19 protein-coding genes are annotated in these 18,113 nt (G+C 43.9%); 18 read left to right on the forward strand and 1 reads right to left on the reverse strand.

Features of this window, described 5'->3' with window-relative positions; all coding sequences use genetic code 11:
- Window positions 1-788: 788 nt before the first annotated feature.
- The 15 genes from tssB (at window position 789) to TI10_RS15140 (ending at window position 16,205) form a co-directional block, all read left to right on the forward strand.
- Window positions 789-1,286 (forward strand): type VI secretion system contractile sheath small subunit, encoded by a 498-nt coding sequence (tssB, locus tag TI10_RS15070; protein ID WP_049584241.1) that lies wholly within the window; start codon window positions 789-791, stop codon window positions 1,284-1,286.
- 33 nt (window positions 1,287-1,319) lie between these two features.
- Window positions 1,320-2,852, forward strand: a complete 1,533-nt coding sequence (gene tssC, locus TI10_RS15075) for a type VI secretion system contractile sheath large subunit (protein ID WP_049584242.1) — start codon at window positions 1,320-1,322, stop codon at window positions 2,850-2,852.
- Between the two features lie 16 nt (window positions 2,853-2,868).
- Entirely contained in the window at window positions 2,869-4,218 is a 1,350-nt protein-coding gene (gene tssK, locus TI10_RS15080) for a type VI secretion system baseplate subunit TssK (RefSeq protein ID WP_049584243.1), read from the forward strand.
- Window positions 4,215-4,889, forward strand: coding sequence for a type VI secretion system protein TssL, short form (tssL, locus tag TI10_RS15085; protein WP_049584244.1), 675 nt, complete (start codon window positions 4,215-4,217; stop codon window positions 4,887-4,889). The genes tssK and tssL overlap by 4 nt, the downstream gene beginning before the upstream one ends.
- Window positions 4,886-6,565: an OmpA family protein gene (locus tag TI10_RS15090; RefSeq protein ID WP_049584245.1), complete on the forward strand. Its 1,680-nt coding sequence runs from the start codon at window positions 4,886-4,888 to the stop codon at window positions 6,563-6,565. The genes tssL and TI10_RS15090 overlap by 4 nt, the downstream gene beginning before the upstream one ends.
- Before the next feature lie 75 nt (window positions 6,566-6,640).
- The gene (locus TI10_RS15095) at window positions 6,641-7,132 is read left to right on the forward strand and encodes an Hcp family type VI secretion system effector (RefSeq protein ID WP_036779179.1); all 492 of its coding nucleotides are present in this window, start codon (window positions 6,641-6,643) and stop codon (window positions 7,130-7,132) included.
- A gap of 177 nt (window positions 7,133-7,309) precedes the next feature.
- Window positions 7,310-9,700, forward strand: coding sequence for a type VI secretion system Vgr family protein (locus TI10_RS15100; RefSeq protein ID WP_049584246.1), 2,391 nt, complete (start codon window positions 7,310-7,312; stop codon window positions 9,698-9,700).
- Between the two features lie 13 nt (window positions 9,701-9,713).
- Complete coding sequence (locus TI10_RS25150) at window positions 9,714-11,978, forward strand: glycoside hydrolase family 108 protein (protein WP_049584247.1); 2,265 nt, start codon at window positions 9,714-9,716, stop codon at window positions 11,976-11,978.
- The gene (locus tag TI10_RS15110) at window positions 11,975-12,352 is read left to right on the forward strand and encodes a hypothetical protein (RefSeq protein WP_049584248.1); all 378 of its coding nucleotides are present in this window, start codon (window positions 11,975-11,977) and stop codon (window positions 12,350-12,352) included. The genes TI10_RS25150 and TI10_RS15110 overlap by 4 nt, the downstream gene beginning before the upstream one ends.
- A 144-nt stretch (window positions 12,353-12,496) precedes the next feature.
- Window positions 12,497-12,961 (forward strand): hypothetical protein, encoded by a 465-nt coding sequence (locus TI10_RS15115; protein ID WP_244161610.1) that lies wholly within the window; start codon window positions 12,497-12,499, stop codon window positions 12,959-12,961.
- 140 nt (window positions 12,962-13,101) lie between these two features.
- Complete coding sequence (locus TI10_RS15120; RefSeq protein ID WP_049584249.1) at window positions 13,102-13,665, forward strand: hypothetical protein; 564 nt, start codon at window positions 13,102-13,104, stop codon at window positions 13,663-13,665.
- Between the two features lie 95 nt (window positions 13,666-13,760).
- A complete protein-coding gene (locus TI10_RS15125; RefSeq protein WP_049584250.1) occupies window positions 13,761-14,129 on the forward strand; it encodes a DUF4087 domain-containing protein in 369 nt (122 codons plus the stop codon).
- A 387-nt stretch (window positions 14,130-14,516) separates the two neighbouring features.
- Window positions 14,517-14,948 (forward strand): hypothetical protein, encoded by a 432-nt coding sequence (locus TI10_RS15130; RefSeq protein WP_049584251.1) that lies wholly within the window; start codon window positions 14,517-14,519, stop codon window positions 14,946-14,948.
- Window positions 14,949-15,094: 146 nt separating this feature from the next.
- On the forward strand, window positions 15,095-15,526 hold the full coding sequence (locus tag TI10_RS15135; RefSeq protein WP_139180576.1) for a hypothetical protein: 432 nt from the start codon (window positions 15,095-15,097) through the stop codon (window positions 15,524-15,526).
- A gap of 289 nt (window positions 15,527-15,815) precedes the next feature.
- Window positions 15,816-16,205 carry a lysozyme inhibitor LprI family protein gene (locus tag TI10_RS15140; protein WP_049584253.1) on the forward strand — a complete coding sequence of 130 codons (390 nt, stop codon included), beginning with the start codon at window positions 15,816-15,818 and terminating at the stop codon, window positions 16,203-16,205.
- A gap of 85 nt (window positions 16,206-16,290) precedes the next feature.
- On the opposite strand, the gene TI10_RS15145 is transcribed toward TI10_RS15140, so the two are convergent.
- On the reverse strand, window positions 16,291-16,809 hold the full coding sequence (locus TI10_RS15145) for a hypothetical protein (RefSeq protein ID WP_049584254.1): 519 nt from the start codon (window positions 16,807-16,809) through the stop codon (window positions 16,291-16,293).
- A gap of 187 nt (window positions 16,810-16,996) precedes the next feature.
- On the opposite strand from TI10_RS15145, the gene TI10_RS24535 reads away from it, so the two are divergent.
- From TI10_RS24535 to TI10_RS15155, 3 genes are all read left to right on the forward strand, one after another.
- Window positions 16,997-17,134 (forward strand): hypothetical protein, encoded by a 138-nt coding sequence (locus tag TI10_RS24535; protein ID WP_175445374.1) that lies wholly within the window; start codon window positions 16,997-16,999, stop codon window positions 17,132-17,134.
- A gap of 34 nt (window positions 17,135-17,168) precedes the next feature.
- Window positions 17,169-17,600 (forward strand): hypothetical protein, encoded by a 432-nt coding sequence (locus TI10_RS15150; protein ID WP_049584255.1) that lies wholly within the window; start codon window positions 17,169-17,171, stop codon window positions 17,598-17,600.
- A 254-nt stretch (window positions 17,601-17,854) separates the two neighbouring features.
- Complete coding sequence (locus tag TI10_RS15155) at window positions 17,855-18,112, forward strand: PAAR domain-containing protein (RefSeq protein ID WP_049584256.1); 258 nt, start codon at window positions 17,855-17,857, stop codon at window positions 18,110-18,112.
- Window position 18,113 lies beyond the last annotated feature (1 nt).

The following is an 18,113-nucleotide window of genomic DNA, read 5'->3' on the forward strand; positions in this document are numbered from 1 at the left end:
GGTAAACAATGCTTACACCTTAAAATATATCTTAAACACTCATGACGCTTTCATGACGAATGTAATGAGAATTATTTTCTATCATTTACATACTTATAATCTTATAGAGTTTGGAATAATGGTAGGTATGTTTCTATCCTACGAAGCGGAAGATGCTATGTGAAAATGAGAGTAATGACAGTTCTTATTAATCCATCTTGCCAGGCTATTATCACTGTGTGATTGAATTTATTCTCATTCGCATTAACTTAAGCTGATAATCATGCCTTTTTTACCTGTTTTACTAAATATTTTACCTGTTGTGCCGTGGAGGTAAAAATTTTCTTAGTTATTGGTAAGTTGTTTAATCTATTGAAAATAAAATAGAATTTAATATTTTCATCATTAATTAGACCTATTTAAATAATATAACTGACCGGAAGATTAATATTATTAAAATAAGTTCAATTTTTATGAAAATAAATTCAATTTCGTTTAGATTTCGTTGATATATTGTTTTTTTAATCTCTTGATTAAGATGTTTTATATCTGGTGGAGATGAAACAAAAAATGTTTTATGATAAAAAATGACTTGATTTTATATAAAACTGTTTAGAGAATCCTCTTGTCCAGAAAATATCCCACCTGATAAATCTATTTATCTGTTGTAGTGGGTGTTGTCGGTTTTCTCTTATTTTCCGCTTGGTTAGTGCCTGCTTTGAAATATCTGAATCCGGTTTTTGTTTCTGAAATGCGTTGTGGCATGAACATCATGCCGCTCATTCTATTTTGTTGTTGAGGAGTCACTTATGACACATAGTTTTCAAAACGAGATCCCTAAATCGCGTATTAATATCAAATTAGATTTGCATACAGGAGGTGCGCAGAAAAAAGTGGAGCTGCCGCTGAAATTATTGGTAATGGGAGATTACAGCAACGGGCAGGAACAGCGCCCTCTCGCGGAAAGGAAAAAGGTCGCTATCAATAAAAATAACTTTGATAGCGTCCTGGCTGAATTTAGCCCTACGGTTAATTTGACGGTTGAAAATACTCTGGCCGGAGATGGCAGCGAGGAGAATATCGCCCTTGTTTTTCGGCAAATAAAAGACTTCGAGCCTGAACAAATCGCTCGCCAAATCCCGCAACTGCGGGCCCTGCTTTCGATGCGCCATCTATTGCGCGATCTGAGATCCAACCTGCTTGACAACGCCACCTTTCGCCGGGAGCTGGAACATATCCTCAAGGATCAAGCGTTAAGCGATGAGCTACGGGCTGAATTGGCCGCGCTGGCGCCAAAAACTATTTGATTATTACGGTATTTAAATCAGGAGATAGGATTAATGACTGTACCAGAACAAACCTCTGCGGCTACGGTAACCACGACTCACGCCGAAGGCAGTATCTATCAATCATTATTTAAAAAAATCAATTTACAGCCGGTGGAGCAATTAAGCGATATTGAACGCTTTCAGAACAGTGACGCGCTGGCTGATGTGACGGCGGACGAGCGAGTCACGGCGGCAGTCAGCGTTTTTCTCTCTATGCTGAAAACCTCAGCGCAAAAAGTTAAACGGCTGGATAAAGCATTATTGGATAACCATATCCGCGAGTTGGACGAACAAATCAGCCGTCAATTGGATGTGGTCATGCACCACCCTGAGTTTCAACAGGTGGAATCTTCTTGGCGCGGCCTGAAATTCTTGGTTGATCGTACTGATTTTCGTCAGAACGTCAGGATTGAGGTATTGGACATCACCAAAGACGATTTACGGCAAGATTTTGACGATGCGCCGGAAATTGTTCAGAGCGGTTTCTATCACCACACTTACATTCAAGAATACGATACGCCGGGCGGCGAGCCTATCGGATCGGTGATTGCCGATTATGAATTTGATGCCGGCACGCAGGATATTGCGCTGTTGCGTAATATCGCCAAAGTCTCGGCGGCGGCGCATATGCCATTCATTGCCGCTGCTGGCCCGGCTTTTTTTGGCAAACAAACGATGGATGAAGTGGCCGCGATTAAAGATATCGGTAACTACTTTGATCGCGCCGAATACATCAAGTGGCAAGCATTCCGCGACAGTGACGATGCTCGTTATATCGGTTTGACTTTACCCCGCGTGTTAGGGCGTTTGCCCTATGGCCCAGACACCGTACCGGTGCGGACTTTTAACTATGTTGAAGAGGTCGCCGGCCCGGATCACGATAAATATTTATGGACCAACGCCGCCTTTGCTTTTGGCGCGAACATGATCAAAAGCTTTGTCAGTAATGGCTGGTGTGTCCAGATCCGCGGTCCGAAAGCAGGGGGAGCGGTGACTGATTTGCCGATCCATCTCTACGATTTGGGGACCGGTAATCAGGTCAAAATTCCGTCAGAAGTGATGATTCCAGAAACTCGCGAATTTGAATTCGCCAATCTGGGCTTCATTCCGCTCTCTTACTACAAAAACCGGGATTATGCCTGCTTCTTCTCCGCTAACTCGGCGCAAAAACCGGCGTTGTATGACACCGATGAAGCGACGGCTAACAGCCGTATCAATGCGCGTTTGCCCTATATCTTCCTACTGTCACGTATTTCCCATTATTTGAAACTGATTCAGCGGGAAAACATCGGCACCACGAAAGATCGACGTCTGCTCGAAATTGAACTGAACAACTGGATCAACACCTTGGTAACCGAGATGACCGATCCCTCCGATGATTTGCAGGCTTCTCACCCGCTGCGTGAAGCGCACATCACTGTTGAAGATATTGAAGACAACCCCGGTTTCTTCCGGGTCAAGTTGTATGCGGTGCCGCATTTTCAGGTAGAAGGGCTCGACGTCAACCTTTCTCTGGTTTCTCAAATGCCGAAAGGTAAAGGTTAACAATAGGGGGAACATCATGAAAATTGAGCGCCCGCTATGGGTGACAGGCGCCATCTTGTCTCCCCAACAGTTTCAGCAGCAGGCTCGTTGGGAGGCATATGCCAATGAGTCTATTGCTCGTCTGGGACTGGCGCATCCTTGGGGCGTGCTGACCGCGGTGTTTGATCAAAACACCTTAGCGTTGGGGCAGTTGAAAGCGGATCGCCTGTGTGTGCGTTTTGCTGATGGGACGCTGATTGACACCGATCAAGCGGATCGCTTACCGCCGGTGCTGGAATTGGCTGCCGTTTTGCCGGCAGATGCGCAGCAGGTCACGGTCTTATTGGCCTTGCCGCACACTTACGCCAATGGCGGCAACTGCCTTAAACCAGATGAACGCGCCGATCGTCCGGCGCGTTACCAGCAGGAGTGGGTGCCGGTACAGGATGAATTCAGTGATCGCGTTGAATCGATGGCGGTTGCCCGTTATGCGATATCGCTGCGTTTTGACAGCATGGAAAACGGCCAGTATCTCACCTGCCCGGTGGCTCGTCTGTTGCGTGACGCTCAGGGAAAATGGATTTTTGATGAGCAATTTGTGCCGCCATTACTGCGTCTTAACGCGCATGCCGGTTCGATAGCTCGGCTCGATCGGTTGTTGACGCAATTACGTGCAAAACAGGCTCGATTGATGGCAATGCGCCGAGAGAGTAATGAGCGGATGGCGGATTTTGCGGTGGCGGATGTGTCGTTATTCTGGCTGCTTAACGCGCTTAACAGCTATGAACCGATATTGAGTGATTTTAAGGCTCACCCAGAAGCGCATCCAGAACTGTTCTACCGTGAAGCAGTAAGGCTGGCGGGCAGTCTGTTGACTTTCTCACTGGACCATAACGCTGGCGTGATCCCGCGTTATCAGCACGATAATTTGACGGCGGTATTCCCGCCGCTATTTGACTTGCTGAGTCAATTGCTGGAGATCAGCTTGCCGTCGCGGATGGTGACGATTGAGTTGAAGAAACCATCGGAACAGCAGTGGATAGCCACCCTCCACGATGCCCGCTTATGTGAAGCGGCGGATTTTTATCTTTCTGTCCGCTCTTCCATACCGGCGCACCAGTTGTACACCCGGTTCCCGTTGTTATGTAAAGCCGGTGCGCCGGACGAGGTTGACCGGATGATTAGCCGGGCATTAACCGGAATCCCCTTAGTGGCGCTTAGTCATGTCCCGGCTGCGGTCCCGTTGCGGCTGGAGAACCAGTACTTTGCCCTTGATCTCACCCACCCGGCGGGCAAAGCCATGCTGGCGGCGGGGAGCTGTGCTTTCTACGTGCCCGGAGTACTGGGCGAAATTCAGCTTGAATTGTTTGCGGTATTGAGGACATGAATAAATCACCTTTGTTAACTAAAAAATCGCCGCTGGATATCGATGCCTTGTTACAGAACAGCTACCTGTTGGTGGCAGAGCTTTGTCAGGGCGCATCGGTGGAACAGGCGGATGTGGTGTGGCAGCACTGTACCCACGAGATAGAACAGACCCGGCAAGCGCTGCGTGACGCGGATATCAGTGAATCCGCGATTAATCATATCAGCTACGCCCATTGCGCCCTGTTGGATGAAACCGTACTGGAACGGGCGCCGGAACAAGGATATGCAGCCTGGCGGGCAACATCATTGCAGGAGCATTTCTTTGATACCGCCGAGGCCGGTCACCAGTTGTATGAACGGATGCGTACTGTACTGGATGAACCGGCCCCTGATCGGGCAGTACTGACCTGTTTTCACCGCGTGTTGTTGTTGGGATTTCAGGGAAAGTGTCAGGAAGATACCGCATTGATACGTGAACAACTGGTAACTCGTTTACGTCAACAGGTCGTACCTTTCGGCACGGCTCAACAATCACCGGCGTTAACCAATGTGTCGCCGGACCGTCTCAGGTTAGGCGCCATAGTCGGCCGACTAGCCGCGGCGATCTCCGGGATGGTCATCGTGTTGCTCGGTGTCTGGTGGGGGTTAGGCCACTATCTGGCAACGCTATTTCCGGGGTTGGCGAGATGAGTGTCACGTTGCAGCGGATGTTATGGGGATGGGGAGCCGGGCTGGCGCTGCTGCTCTGTCTGGTCTGGTTGCCCTTATCGCCGGTGGGCCGGTGGGTGGGGGCAGTCATTGTCCTGTTCTGCACGCTGGCGGGGCTGCTTTATAACGGGCGTTCTCGACAGCGAGAGTGCCTTAACAGCCTGTCAGCGGCGCTGCCGCCTGAAAGTGATCGCTTGCCGGTCGTGTTGGTATATAGCGACATCCAGGACAGCTTGTTTGGTGATGAACTGTTGCGTCAGACGCCGCAAGGCTACTGGTTGTGCTTACCGTCAGGGACTTCGCTGTCTGACGGGGTGTCAAGCTTACTGGCTGCCCGGCCCTCTTGGAGCGGCCAGTTAAGTGTAATGGCGGTGATCAACCCTCAGCAATACCGTGACGCCGCCGTGTTGGCAGGTTGGGTGCGAGAACTACGCTGGCAGCTATCCCAAGTGCGTCAACAACACGCTGTTTCGCTGCCTTTACTGTTAGCGGGCTATTTAGCCGGGCCATCCCGACAACCTGATGATTCACCGTGGTTTGAGTGGCAATCAGGATGGACCACGGTGACGGCCTGGCGCGAAGGCGCCTCTTTTCAACCACTCGCGGATTGGTTGGAACAGGGCACGCTAACAGAACAGATGGAGCGTTTTCAGCGTGGGGTTGAGTTGACTAGTTGGGCTGATTGGATGAAAGCGCATGTATTGCCCGTCTGCCTGACCCCGGAAGATGGCTTATCTCCTTGTCCACCGCTGGCGATGGTATTGAAGTTTGTATCGGCATTACCGCATTGGTCAACCGGCCATGTCTGGCAACAGTGGCTACAAACCAAAACGGCGCTGAACAGGGCGGGCGATCCGATAGACACATCGGGTACCGGTGATGCTGCCGCTACATTGCCATTCCCGGACAGTGTATTGCGCCTGCTGCCCGCAAGTGCACGGACACCGGTTCAACGGGCCGTGGGGATAGCGCTGGGGCTGTTTCTGTTGGCGGGCATAACCGCGCTAGGTTGCTCGGCCTGGCATAACCGACAGTTATTGCGTCAGGTGGAGAGTGATCTGCGGCATTACCAGTCCATTGCCGTGACGGATGATAACCGCAAGGCACAGGCGGCGGCAGTACTGAGGAGCGACGCTGACCGGCTTGAGCGGTATTACCGGGACGGCGTGCCGTGGCGTCTGGGATTGGGGCTATATCAAGGGGCGCGATTACGTCCGCCATTGGATGCGGCCCTTGCCGGTTACCACGCTAAACCGAGGGAGAAAACGCCGGTAACGCCAGTGGAACCCCAGACGATCAGCCTTAACAGTCTGGCGCTGTTTGATGTGGGACAGGCGAAACTGAAAGCGGGTTCAACCAAAGTATTAGTCAACGCGCTAATCAACATCCGCGCCAAACCGGGCTGGATGATCCTCATCACCGGCCACACAGATTCCACCGGTGATGCCACGAAAAATCAGGCGCTGTCATTGGCACGCGCCGAAGCAGTCCGCGATTGGCTATTGCAAACCAGCGACATACCGCTGGCTTGCTTCACTGTACAAGGCAAGGGAGCAACGAGTCCGATCGCGACTAACACAACCGCTGCGGGGCGAGCAGCCAACCGTAGGGTTGAAATTCGTCTGATACCGCATGCGGCTGCCTGTGCGCGACCGTAGGAAGTACCGGACACCTTATCAACAACGTCGCCGCTACAGGCGACATCACCCAAGTAACAATTAGGAGTAATCATTATGGCGATTCCCGCTTATTTATGGCTGAAAGATGACGGCGGCGCTGACATCAAGGGTTCTGTCGATGTACAGGGCCGGGAAGGGAGTATCGAAATTGTGGCGTTGGAACATATGTTGCACATCCCGACGGACAACAATACCGGCAAACTGACGGGGACCCGTGTGCACGCTCCGCTGGTGTTCACCAAAGAGGTGGATGCATCAAGTCCCTATCTATACAAAGCGGTCACCACCGGCCAGACACTGAAATCCGCTGAAATCAAATGGTACAGCATTGATGACGCAGGTCAGGAGAAAGAGTACTTCATCACCCAACTGGACAACGTGAAGGTGGTGAAAGTGGCGCCGCTGATGCATGACATCAAAGACCCTGCCAAAGAGAAGCATAACCATCTGGAACGCATTGAGTTGCGCTACGAAAAAATCACCTGGACCTACAAAGACGGCAACATCATTCACGCTGATGCGTGGAATGAGCGCACGACGGCGTAACCAGTGTGGCAGACGGTTTAATCCGTCTGCTGTTTATTCATTTTTTGCGTGATAGCGGGGGCGGGAGGCCCCGCTGTAAAAAAATACGAATCTAGATAAATCATAACCTTATGGGCCTCGGTATACGGCTATGGGCGGTAGCGTACCCAAATGACTGAGGAATAATCGGAAGAAAATATGACGAATCCAACACCGATGATCATCTTTGATCACAGCCGCTACAAGATAAAAGTGTGGGGCAATAAAGCGCCGCTGGATGTCCTGACTTTTACCGGGCAGGAAGCCTTAAGCCAGCCGTTTCGCTATGCCATTGAATTCACCAGTGCGGAGAAAGGGATTGAGCCGGCCCAGATGCTGATGCAGAAAGCCTCCTTTACCCTGACTTCGCCTGAGATCAATCCGGGGATACGGTGGATGCCGATTGTGCCTCCGGCGCCGCTGCGCTCAGTTTACGGGGTGATCAGCGGCTTCAAACTGCTCTCCGCCTCGCGGGACGAAAGCCGTTATGAAGTGACGCTGGAGCCACGGCTGGCGCTGCTGGCGAGAAGCCATCAATACGCCATCTACCAAAAACTGTCGGTGCCGGAGATTGTGGAGAAAATCCTGCGGGAGCGGCATGGTTTTCGCGGGCAGGACTTCCTGTTCAGTCTGGCCTACGACTACCCGAGGCGGGAACAGGTGATGCAATACGGTGAAGACGACCTGCGCTTTATACAACGCCTGTTGGCGGAAGTAGGCATTTGGTACAAAGTGACGGCGGATGACCGGTTAAAGATCGACGTGGTGGAGTTTTACGACGACCAGCGTGACTACCAGTTCAACGTCTACCTGCCTGCCCGCAATCCGTCAGGCATGCACGGCGAAGAGGACGCGGTGGTGTGGGGCATGGAGACCGCGTATCAGGTGGTGGAAGGAAAAATTACCACCCGGAATTATGACTACCACGATGCCCGGCTGTATCCCGGCCTGAACACCGGGGCGGATGTGGCGCGGGATGACCGGACGACCTATGGCGAAGCGTACCATTACCGCGATCACTACCGGATACCCGGCGATCGCTACGCCTATCAACCGGAGACGGAAAGCGGGGTGTTTTATGCCCGCCTGCATCACGAGCGCTACCTGAATCAACGCATCCGCCTGCGGGGGATGACCACCTCCGCCACGCTGGCGCCGGGGCAGGAATTGAAAGTGAAGGGGGACGCCCCGGAAGCGTTTCGCAAAGGGGCGATAATCACCCAGATTACCAACAGCGCCCGCCGGGACAGCAGTTTTGAGATGGCGTTCACCGCCATTCCCTATTCCGAAACCGTGTGTTTTCGCCCGGAGCGGATACCGAAACCGGTGATGGCGGGCACGATACCCGCGCGGGTGAGCAGCACGAAAGTGAATGATATCTACGGCGATATCGACAAAGACGGCCTGTATCGGGTGTCGTTTGACTTTGACCGGGAGAAATGGCCGCAGGGGGGCGAAAGCCTGTGGGTGCGTCTGGCCCGCCCGTATGCGGGGGAGAAATATGGCTTTCACTGGCCGTTGCTGGAAGGCACCGAAGTGGCGATCGCCTTTGAAGGGGGCGACCCGGATCGGCCTTATATCGCTTACGCGTTGCACGATTCAATGCACCCGGATCACGTCAATCTCTACAACTACAAACGCAACGTTCTGCGCACCCCGGCGAATAACAAACTGCGGATGGATGACGAGCGTGGTCGGGAACATATCAAGCTGAGTACCGAATACGGCGGTAAAAGCCAGTTAAATCTCGGTCATCTGGTCGATAGCCAGCGCCCACGCCCGGATAAACGGGGAGAAGGTTTTGAGTTGCGAACCGACGACTGGGGCGCGATCCGGGCCGGTAAGGGATTGTTTATCAGTACTGATGAACAATTAAAAGCACAGGGAAAAACGCTGGAGATGCAGGAAGCGTTATCGGCACTGGCACAAGCTAACCAGCAAATGCAGACGCTCAGTGAGGCGGCCACGCAGGCGGCGTCTTTTGCCGCCGACATACAAACACAATTGAACTACGTCCGGGAACAAGTAACGCAGTTGCAGACAGCGGTGCTGTTAGCCAGCTCACCGGCGGGTATTTCTCTGGTCAGCGGCGCACATATGCAAATGGCCGCAAAAGAAAACCTGATGGTCAATGTTGGCAAGCACGCTGATATCGGGGTTATGAAACGTTTGTTTATCGGCGTTGGAGAGGCGTTTGGTTTGTTTGTCGAAAAACTCGGCATCAAGCTCGTTGCCAATCAGGGCAAGGTACTGGTACAGGCCCAGCATGACGAAATGGAATTGATGGCACAACAGGAGATAACGCTCTCCAGTAGCGATAACAACATCACGATTACCACCCCCAAAACGCTGACGCTGAACGCAGGGGGAACCTATTTGAAGATGGATGGCAATGGTATCGAATTTGGGACGCCGGGTAATTATCAGGTGAAATGCCAGGGTTACAACGTGAAAAAAGGTGGCGCATCAATCGACACGAAAGTATCCGCCTTCCCCAAAACAGAATTAAAAGAAACGACCCCCGATCACACGGGTTCAATTTCAGGATAAGGAGCCTGCACGAATGAAAATTTATTTTCCTGTCAGTCGAGAAAACGACGGTCAGCCTTATCAGGCCGCCGATGATAAAAGCCTGCAAGCCATGCTGGCGAAACTGCGTTCTGAGCCCAACGGCGCCTGGCTGATTGGGGCGAATGGTCAATGGCACGGCGGTATACACCTTAGTGACCGGGCCAGTGCGCCGTATGCCAAATTGACGCCGGATTTGTTGCAACAGAACAAAGTGATGCCGCTGCGCTGCATGGTTGAGGGGGAAGTGGTGGCTTACCGGCTAAATAAAGCGTATTTACAAGCCCCCTATTTTCGTGATGAACAACTAAAATATTCCAGCACTTTTGCTCTGGTAAAATCAGAATACAAGGCACAGGATGAAACACTGCTGACATTCTACAGCTTGTATATGCATCTGGCGCCGGTGAGTGATTACCCGGCGTACCCACGGTATAGAGCGATTGTGCAGCACACACTGAATACCCACCGGTTTACTGCAAATAATGAGGAGCAATACGGTATACCCTCTGATGTGACGGAACGGGGTGAACGGCGTGATTATGATATTCCGCCGACAAACGGCCGTCTGAAACACGGTGATGAATTTTTGGTGTATCAGACAGCGGATTTCTTTATGACCACCATCATCTCGACCCGTTATGACAAAGTACGCTTTGGTCTGGCGCAGAAGCTGGAGGGTGGCGTGGTAAAAGATGAGAAGAAATTTTGGGTGGAATTAGATCCTCAGTTTGTTGAGCAGATAGGTGAAGCCTGTCCCCATATGCCGGTTTGGATGCAAGCGGCAGTTAAAAAAGGAACGTTTGACTGCGTACAGACTTTGACCGGTGACGAGGTAATTAAAATTAACGCGGGCGACCCGATAGGCCATCTGGGGTTATTTGAATCGCCGGCGGCCCGGTTGCCTGACCGAATGTCTTACTATTTTACGCATATTGAAGTGTTGAGTGCCGACGATAACTTGCCGGACTTTGTGAATAACACCAAACATCTGGCGGATGGCCGGAAGTATGTTATCTGCGGCCTTGATCAGATGTTGCACAGTTATGATGTAACACACAAGACTTTTACCCCCTTAAAGGTCAGAACGCAGCAAGAAATCGTGCTGGCGAAAGCGCTGACCAGCCCGGTGAAGGATAAAAACGGGGTGAACTGGTACAAAGTGACGCAGACCGGCTGGGTAAAACAGAATGGGGAACTTGTGACGGAGGTCGATCAACATGACCTGAATAAACTGGGATTTCGTTTGTTGGAAGAGGAGGCGACCACGGATTTCAGCAAATTAACGGCAGAGGAATGCGTGAAAGCCCTATTGCGTCATTTACTGGCGGCGGCAAAACAGGACCGACGGATAGACCATGCCTTGGTCCCGGCCCGTTATGAACGTATTTTGCGGAAGCTGGATAAAGACGGCGATGGACAGTTGAATGCTCAGGAAGTGCGCCTTGGATTGTATAACCCGGAGATGATTAACGTGGTGACGCGGTTTATCGTGAAGCACAGCAGTGAATGGTATGAAGACAGTCAGGGAGGAGCGTGGGAGAACTTTTTTACGAATGTGGTAAAGAATCGCACGGCGAATAAGTTCTGGCGGCAGTATCTGGATGATCAGGTATGGATGAAGGCAGTAGAACCATTCAGTAGTGGGAAACCAGTGTGGCATATGCATCCCGTGGTGTTTTTAGATGCATTATCTGAATATGGTTTATGTAAAGATAAGTTCAAAAAAATATCAAGGATAATATTAAAGCATGAAGGAGGATATGTTAATGATCCAGACGATAGTGGAGGTGAGACAAATATGGGTATTACTTTTAATACATGGAAAGCGTATGCGATGAGTGATTTAGGGATTGAACCGTCATCTGAGAACTTAAAACACCTTACTAAAGATCAAGCAGAGATTATTTATTATAATCATTATTGGGAGCCTAGAGGTTTTTGCAAGATAGAAAATTCAAAAATTGCATTAATGATTTATGATTGGACTATTACGTCAGGAAAAGCCATAAAAGAGACAAGAAAGTTAATTAATAGTGAGTTTTACTCAAAATTACCTATATCAAATTCAATCGATGATGACATGATACATTCGATTAATGCAATAGAAGGGCAGGGTAATTTTTTGCAAAGATTAGCTGACGTCAGAAAGAGATATTATGAATCATTAACATATACAAATGGTGTTCGTAATAATCAAATAAAATATCTTGCAGGATGGTTAGGTAGAGTCGATGATTGTTTAAAGGTGGTTATATGAAAAAGATCTTTTTTTTATTGTTGTTTTTTTGCTCCCAATCATTTGCTTTTTCTGGCTATTGGATTTCACAGTATCATAATGACACTTATAAGCTTTATTTAAAGGAAAATAAAAATGAAATAGTAGGTAGGTATTGTTTTATAACAAATAATGGCAATAGAATAGATTGCGAGGATAATGATATATTAAATATAAAAGGTCATATAAATGGTAATGTTGCTGATGTTTATTTTATGAGTACTTTTGGTGGCAATGGAACAGCTAAAATAACAAAAGAAAAAAATAAACTTATATGGATTATTGAAGATTCAAGGCCATTTGATGATGCTAATATGAGCGTGAGAAAAAAAATAATATTTATACGGAGTAAATAAATTTTCAATGACTATTTTGTTAATTTTAATTGTATAATAATAGGTTGATTAATGCCATAAGAGCAAAGGATTGACTATCCTTTGCTCAGATATACAACGGGCCTCGTCAGAATGGATATGATGTAAAAATGAGTAGGAATTATGATGCGATTATATCTCACAGGTAGTTTAGTACTTTTGCTTTCTTTACTTTCTTTTCACAACTTTTATGCTAAGAGTGAAAATAATTCAGATGTTTATTTTTCATGTAATACAAATAAAGGTAATGTAAAGCTGGAAATAAAAGATGGTACGTTATCATACTCTTTGTCAAAAGAGGGAATAAACAGTTTTATATTTAATTCTCTTGGAGATAACTATTCTGGTTTTTTATATAATCATTATACGAGATATCAAGCGGAGTATATTTATGTTTATTTTGTCAATGGAAATTATAGATATACGGTATTTGATAATTATGAAAATAATAAAAAATCTAGTGGAGTAAGTGTTGTAAATAATGATAATAAAAAAGAGTTTCTGCTGATGTGTAAGACAGTGAAAAAAAATAATCTTAGAAATCTCATTACGTTTTTAGAGTGTGATAAGGATAATGCTTTGGGGTGTTGACAATCCAGATTTAATTACAACGGATACAACTATAGGATTAGAAACAGCATTTGCCTTTTGGATAAGTAAAAGTATAAATATTGCTACTGATAATTATGATGTCAAAATAGTAACAAAACTGATAAATGAGGAGTGGCGGGGTGCTTAAAATGATAAAATTAATGGTATTTATTCTATCTTTTTTGTTTTCAATTCACGCTTTGGCATGTGGCGAAGTTAATAGAGATATATTGAATCGGAATTCTCCTGATCAACATTATCAACAAGCTATTAACTCTGATAGGTTGGCTAATAATAGTGCATTACTATTCTTTTATAGTAATAAAAATGAAGATTATCCTGATGTTAAAGCATTTTTCTCACCTGATCGTTGTAATATTAATAATGGTGTTTTTTTCGACTCTTATGGATATAATGCTGGAATTGCAGATGTTATTTCTGTTTTCTGGGGCAAAGGAAAATACACAGACAGATTCTTTACTATAATTAAATGGAATGTTAATGCTGGAGGATCACCATCCTACGGATGGTATTATATGGTAAATGCCTATTTTTTTCCCGGTCAGGACAATTTAATTAAAAAAGACGAAAAACTAACTTCATATTTTGGACAAGGTATAGAAGGAATCAGCAATGGTGAAATCAGTCATTTCAAATACAAAACAGCAAGTGATGTATGGAAAGCATTGGAATGGGTAGATTGATTCTTTTTACCAAACGCCAGGTGGAGCAAATCATGCCAAATGAGTTAAAGAGTTTCTGAAAATTATCTAGTTAAGTTAAATAATGGAGAATTGCTGTGAATAAATTATTTTTTATTTTAAGTGTGTTTTTTGTTTTTGATGTTGGTGCCAGTGAATTAAGGTGTGGTTGGTTAGTTAACCCATCACCATCTAATATCTGGTTACTGGACAGTGAGGGTGAATGGATCATATCAATTCAGGGAAGTTATAGTTCAGAGGGATTGGATAAGATTAAAGATTTTCCTACAAACCAATATATTAAAACAGGCATAAATTATGGTTATGGATGCTCTTGTTTGACTGTAGAAACCAATAAGAAAAAAATGATGATAACCAATATATTGAAATCAAAAAACCTTACTTTATTGGAGTGTAAAACAGACAGGAAACTACAAAAAATGCCAAACTTACATCTCATTAATTAGGTAAAATATTATGACAAAAGCATTAATGTATATTTTATTGTTACCTTTTTATTTGTTTTCATTATAAGTAAACGCTACCAATGAGATTGAGCAGAAATCAAAATAAATTTCTCCATATGCTTTTTTAAATGCGACTAAATGGGAATGCTCACATGTTTCCTCTTCTATAATATATTCAACAATAGAGTTGAATGATAATTTCTATAATAAAATTTTTTCTGGAAAAAATATTCAATTTGAAAATGATATGGTAAGTATTTCTGGAAAATGTTCATATCAATACGCGATTCAAAAAAATCTCCGTTAGAATATTGGCATAGCGAAAAGACAGTTGGTATTTATAAAAAAATTTTTCTGATAATGATGTAAAAATGAGTAGGAATTATGATGCGATTATATCTCACAGGTAGTTTAGTACTTTTGCTTTCTTTACTTTCTTTTCACAACTCTTATGCTAAGAGTGAAAATAATTCAGATGTTTATTTTTCATGTAATACAAAGAAAGGTAATGTAAAGCTGGAAATAAAAGATGGTACGTTATCATACTCTTTGTCAAAAGAGGGAATAAACAGTTTTATATTTAATTCTCTTGGAGATAACTATTCTGGGTTTTTATATAATCATTATACGAGATATCAAACGGAGTATATTTATGTTTATTTTGTCAATGGAAATTATAGATATACGGTATTTGATAATTATGAAAATAATGAAAAATCTAGTGGAGTAAGTGTTGTAAATAATGATAATAAAAAAGAGTTTCTGCTGATGTGTAAGACAGTGAAAAAAATAATCTTAGAAATCTCATTACGTTTTTAGAATGTAATAAGGATAATGCTTTGGGGTGTTGAGAAACTATAAAAGGCTGTAATATAACAGTAAATACTATTGAGTACTTGGAAAGGATTTATTGATTTATTCTAATGTTCGTATTTCTGATCTTTCAAAAAATTAAGGTGGTTGGTATGTTTATAAAAATAATTTTCATTACCTTTTGTTTTTTTCCTTTTTTTTCTAATGCCAGTGTGAATTCTTATGTTAACTGTTTTACTTCCAGTGATCAGAAAGGGATTAATTTAAAGTTTGTTACTATAAATGATGGAGGACGAGATAAATGGTTAGGTGGATATGTAAAATATGAGAAATCTAATTACCCTATAACTGTTGTTCCGATTAAAGAAAGTGCAGAGAAATTTACTGAAGGAAGACCATATGAATATACTACAACCTGGATAGAAATTATCAATGGTAAACCTGAAGGTAAATACATGACTGTAAGACAAGGAGCTATTTTCTCTTCTTTTGTATATATAAACACAAAGTCGAAAAAACGGTACGATTTCACACAGGTATTTGATGCTATGAATGATGGTTCTTGTCAATGGAAAAAGCACTGATTAGTCCGGTAAAGATAAAAACGGGGTGAACCGGTACAAAGTGATGCAGACCGGCTCGGTAAAACAAAATGGGGAGTTTACGGCGGGGGTAGTCAACATGACCTGAATAAACTGGGATTTCGTTTGTTGGAAGAGGAGACGACTACGGATTTCAACAAGTAAACGGCAGAGGAATGCGTGAAAGTCCTATTACGCCATTTACTGGCGGTGGCAAAATAGGACCTGCGGATAGACCATGCCTTGGTCTTGGCCCATTATGAACGTATTTTGTGGAATTGAGGTAAGATTTATGAAGATATTATTTTCCATTATGATTATTTTTAGTTCAATGGCTTATGCAGGTCAGATAGATGATTCCTTAGATGCTTGTTTAGATAAATCATTTTCAACTCCTGATATAAGTTTATGTTACAGCAATGCTACTGATGAATGGGATAAAGAGCTTAATATTGAGTATAAAAAACTCTTAAATATTCTCGATAATAATCAAAGAAAGGAACTAATTAGGGCTCAAAAATCTTGGTTAGAATATCGTGATAATTATTATTCTTTTCTGAGAGATTTTTATACCAGAGATGGAACTATGTGGGGAAACTTAGGCGCAGAAAAAAGAATGGAGTTAGTTAAAGAAAAAGTTAATAACTTAAAGAGTTTATTTGATAGTGTACAGCCTAAGTAAATCCTGTATCGTTCATATATAGAACGAGATCAGGGAACTATGAAAATAAAGCGCGGGTTATCTTATAACCCGCATTGTTTGAACGTTAAAATAGTTTCTTAATGGCGTTTGCATTTTTCAAATCGCATGTAAGTTTTCTCTTTTCTTCGTATGAGTATCCATCTATACATGAAAATTTACTACTTAACTTGATTTCTGGTATGCTTTGCTTTGAAGTATCATAAGAATGAACTTGATATAATGTACCATCAATAGCAGCATTTGAGTCAAATGTTGATGTAAGCACAAATATTTTTGGGTATTTGTTATTGGAAGTTTTTTTTAGTACGACAGTAAGAACTTTAGGCATTTCTTTATAGAGGTCATAACAGTCGATTATAATCTCTTTTTTAGGAGTTATAACTTTAGCGATAATACCTGTTCCTTCTCCACCACAATACTCAGGACCTTCATTGTTGGATGCTTCATAAAACACTAACTGGCTTTTTCCCATAATTGTATTTATGTTAATAATTGGATGAACATAGCTTTGTACCGCAGCAGCGAAAGTCACTCCCTGCAATGAAAAAGTGAATGGAATGATTAGAAAAAGTAGCTTATTCATTGATATCTCCTGTTGATAGATAAAATAGTTTGGTAGATTTACATAATAAGTGCAACATCGTTAATCCGGAAGTAAACATGTTCGTATTCCCTTAAATAATTCATTCGGTGTTTTCCCTCCAGGAGTTTTTCGATGGTGATGATTTAATCGATTTTGGACAAGCAAAACAGATAAACATGGTGTGTATTTGAAAGATCTTGCTAAGCGATCTTCGGTTAGAGAAGTTACTCAAGTTGTAAATGGAGGGCAAAATGGATATGCAGATAGACTAAAAAGATATAATAAAGTGGCATTTCTTCCTGGGCTTGAAATTGAAAGAGAGTGATTGAAATTATGAAACGCATTATATTATTTTTTTTGTGTCTTTTATATGTCAGGCACAAGATAATATTGTACAAGGGCCTTTTTCGCTAGATAAGAATCTAATTATTTCTTTTGTTAAGGAAAGAAATAAATCTATTTCACTTGTAGCAAAATGTGGTAAAAATAGAAAGGTGATTGATAATTACAATGTTTATGATGGTATCCTTGAAATTAAAACTGTTTTCTTTATCTTTGTTGATAAAGTTAAAAATGCTGCTGTTCTTGTATCATGGAATGAGGGAAATATCAGTGCAATTCGTTATAAAGTTTTTTTCTACAGATATGATAGAGATGAATTAGTAATAAACAGAAGACTGACGAATGATGAAAATTTATCAGGATATGATGGTTATGGTTCATCTGGTTTAATATTTTATTATAAAGATTCAGATTCTATAAGTAATTATATAAAGGAAAAATATAAATAAAATTATATTGTTCTATATTCATTAACTAAAGGTTGTAACAAAATCTTATCCCGGTTGAAATTATTAGTTCAACGACGGTTAGCCTTATCAGTCAACTGATGGTACAAGCAAGACTGGCGTGTTTTCTTAGTTCATCATTGCTCGGATATGTATTAATAGGAGTATATCTGAGCAAGGTAAATATAGCATTGAAAAGAGATACTTCTTTTCAACGATTTTTTATCGATTAACCATTTTAAATATGGAGGGCATTTATGCCAACATTTATTCGTAAGGGTGATAAAACTTCATCCGGAGGAACCGTTTTAGAAGGATCTGACTTAATTGAGTTCGATAATATTCCTGTTGCCCGAAAAGGCGATAAAGTTTCTTGTCCTAAACATGGTGAAACAACAATTGCTGAGGGCTGTCCTGATTATTTTGATGATGGACGGGAAGTCGCGCTGAATGGGCACCGTTGTGCCTGCGGTTGTACGTTAATCAGTTCATTTTCAGAGGGGGCAGTAGATTAAT

This window comes from Photorhabdus luminescens subsp. luminescens (assembly GCF_001083805.1).
Classification (GTDB): domain Bacteria; phylum Pseudomonadota; class Gammaproteobacteria; order Enterobacterales; family Enterobacteriaceae; genus Photorhabdus; species Photorhabdus luminescens.